This is a genomic window from Nonomuraea aridisoli, from assembly GCF_003236395.1.
Lineage (GTDB): Bacteria > Actinomycetota > Actinomycetes > Streptosporangiales > Streptosporangiaceae > Nonomuraea > Nonomuraea aridisoli.
Window position 1 is genome coordinate 1 of record NZ_POUD01000515.1, and the last position, 2,319, is coordinate 2,319.

A 2,319-nucleotide genomic window follows, 5' to 3' on the forward strand; every position below is an offset into this window, starting at 1 on the left:
GTACCTGGCCGACCGGGCGGCCGCGCGGGCGACGGACGGTCGGGTGGCGCTGGGGGAGGGGGTTTCGTGATCGATCTCGACGGGCTGGAGACGCGGCCCGCGCAGACCTGGGGCGCGTTGCGGCTGGTGCCGCTCGTGCGTCGCGAACCCATCGTCGACCTGCGCCTGCACGCCAAGGTGTACGGCGACGAGCCCTCCGTGGTGCTCCTGCCGGACCGTACCGTCTACACCGCGTACGTGCCGCACGCCTTCGTCGCGTCCTGGACCGGCGACGGCGGCCCGGCGGCGGCGTACGGGACGCAGCTCGGCCGGCCGCTGCGGCGGGTGCCCGTCCGGCTGCGGCGCAGGATGGCCCGGCGGGCGGACCGGAACCGGCTCAGGTTCCTGCCGCTGCACCTGGCCGTCGAGGGGTTCCTCGCGCTGCACTTCGGCGGGCCGGAGATCGCGTGGGAGGAGTGGTCGCGCCGGGCGGTCTCGCGCGGGCTGTCCCCCAGGGCCGAGGACGCGTACACGGGGGCGCAGGTGCGCGGGCTGGACGACGCGCTCAAGGTCTTCGAGATCCACCCGGGGCAGTGCGGGCTGCTGCTGTACGCCGCCGACGCACTGGCCGGCGCGTTCGTGGTGCCGCATCCGGAGGACTACCGGGCGCTGCACCCGACGCTCGTCCGCGACCTGTACGGCGAGCTGGTCTACGAGTACGCCCTGCTCCACCCCGCCAGGGACTTCCCCGCCGTGATCGACGACGCGGCGGTCTCCTCGCTCGCCGACCTGCGGGCCGAGGCCGAGCGGCACGAGCGGGAGTGGGCCGGCTTCCACGACTCCGTGATGGCCGCCGGGCTCCTCCGCGCCCCCGAACGGGTGGAGGAGGTCTACCGGATGGGCCGGTTCACGCTGAGCCGGTTCCTGCCGTCGTTCGAGCGGAAGGGCGACAACCACATCGGGGAGACGATCACCGACGAGGAGGGTCGCCTGGCGTACCTGAAGACGTTCCGGTTGTCGGAGGCGCAGAGCCGGCGCGGCCACCTGCTGAGCGTGCTGTCCGCGCACGGGTGGAGCCTGCCCGGGGCGGCCGCCGCGCTGGGGATCGACGTGGCGGCGCTCGGGATGCGCCTGGAGCGGGCCGGGTTCGGATACCTGCTGCGGCAGGACGTCCTCGACCGGTACCGGGCTAGTGGTGGTGACCGGCGTACTCGTCGAGGCGGCGGAACATCGCCGCCAGCATGAGCGGGAACATCGCCACGTGCGAGACCAGCATCAGCCCGTCGGCGTCGATGACGCCGAACCACAGCAGCGGGAAGAGCGGCACGACCGGGGCGAACATCACCGCGCACATCTCCAGCGTCGGCGCCCAGCCGTGCCCGCGGAAGCGCATCCACGCGGCCATGCCGACGGACATGTGGAAGGCCATCACCAGGTACCAGAGCTCGGGCTGCTCCGCGTGCGAGACGCCGAGCCCGACGGCGGACTGCAACATGCCGAGGCCGAACATCCCGGCGAACATCGCGATGATCATCTCGACGTAGTGGAGGGCGAATCTGCCCCAGCGGCGGCCTGATCTCGTGGTCGTCGTCATGGTTACGACTGTGGCCGGGGAGGGCCGTCCCGGCCAGGGGCGGCGGGCGGGAGGTCCGAAAACGTGGGCACTTCGTCCGTCCCCACCATGGTCGCCGGTCGGCTGATCGGTCAAAGGGGGCGAACGTGGCTAATGTGTCTCGCGATGGACGGCGATCGGGTCATAGGCGGGTACGTGCTGCGGCGCCTGCTCGGCCGGGGCGGCATGGGCGAGGTGCACCTCGCGACCACGCCCACCGGGGGCCTGGCCGCCGTCAAGGTCATCGCTCCGGCGGCGGCCCGGGATCCGGCGTTCCGGCGGCGCTTCGAACGTGAGGTGGCGGCGGCGTGGCGGGTCGCCCGGTTCTGCACCGCGCCGGTCATCGACGCCGGGATCGACGGGGACGTCGCCTACCTCGTCACCGAGTACGTCAAAGGGCCCGACCTGGCACAGGCCGTACGCGAGCGGGGGCCGCTGTCCGGGGGGAACCTGGAGGCGCTGGCGGTGGGCATCGCGACCGCGCTGAGCGCCATCCACGGGGCCGGGGTGATCCACCGCGATCTGAAGCCGTCGAACGTGCTGCTCTCGCCGCTCGGACCCCGGGTGATCGACTTCGGCATCGCGCGGCTCGCAGGGCACGACGAGGCGACCGGTCAGGGGATCGTCGGGACGCCCGCGTTCATGGCGCCCGAGCAGGTGCGCGGAGAGCCGCTCACGCCGGCCGCCGACGTGTTCGCGTGGGGCGGGTTGATCGCGTACGCGGGGAC

The 2,319-nt window shown here is 73.0% G+C and carries 3 protein-coding genes; 2 read left to right on the forward strand and 1 reads right to left on the reverse strand.

The window, feature by feature from the left end; genetic code table 11:
• Positions 1-66 precede the first annotated feature (66 nt).
• Positions 67-1,224 carry an ARPP-2 domain-containing protein gene (locus C1J01_RS47640; RefSeq protein ID WP_111185710.1) on the forward strand — a complete coding sequence of 386 codons (1,158 nt, stop codon included), beginning with the start codon at positions 67-69 and terminating at the stop codon, positions 1,222-1,224.
• Here the strand turns inward: C1J01_RS47640 and C1J01_RS47645 are convergent.
• Positions 1,169-1,573, reverse strand: coding sequence for a hypothetical protein (locus tag C1J01_RS47645; protein WP_111185712.1), 405 nt, complete (start codon positions 1,571-1,573; stop codon positions 1,169-1,171). The genes C1J01_RS47640 and C1J01_RS47645 overlap by 56 nt on opposite strands.
• A gap of 144 nt (positions 1,574-1,717) precedes the next feature.
• Between C1J01_RS47645 and C1J01_RS47650 the strand changes: the two genes are divergently transcribed.
• Positions 1,718-2,319, forward strand: a 602-nt coding sequence (locus tag C1J01_RS47650; RefSeq protein WP_235855153.1) for a serine/threonine-protein kinase, incomplete at its 3' end; no start/stop codon positions are given.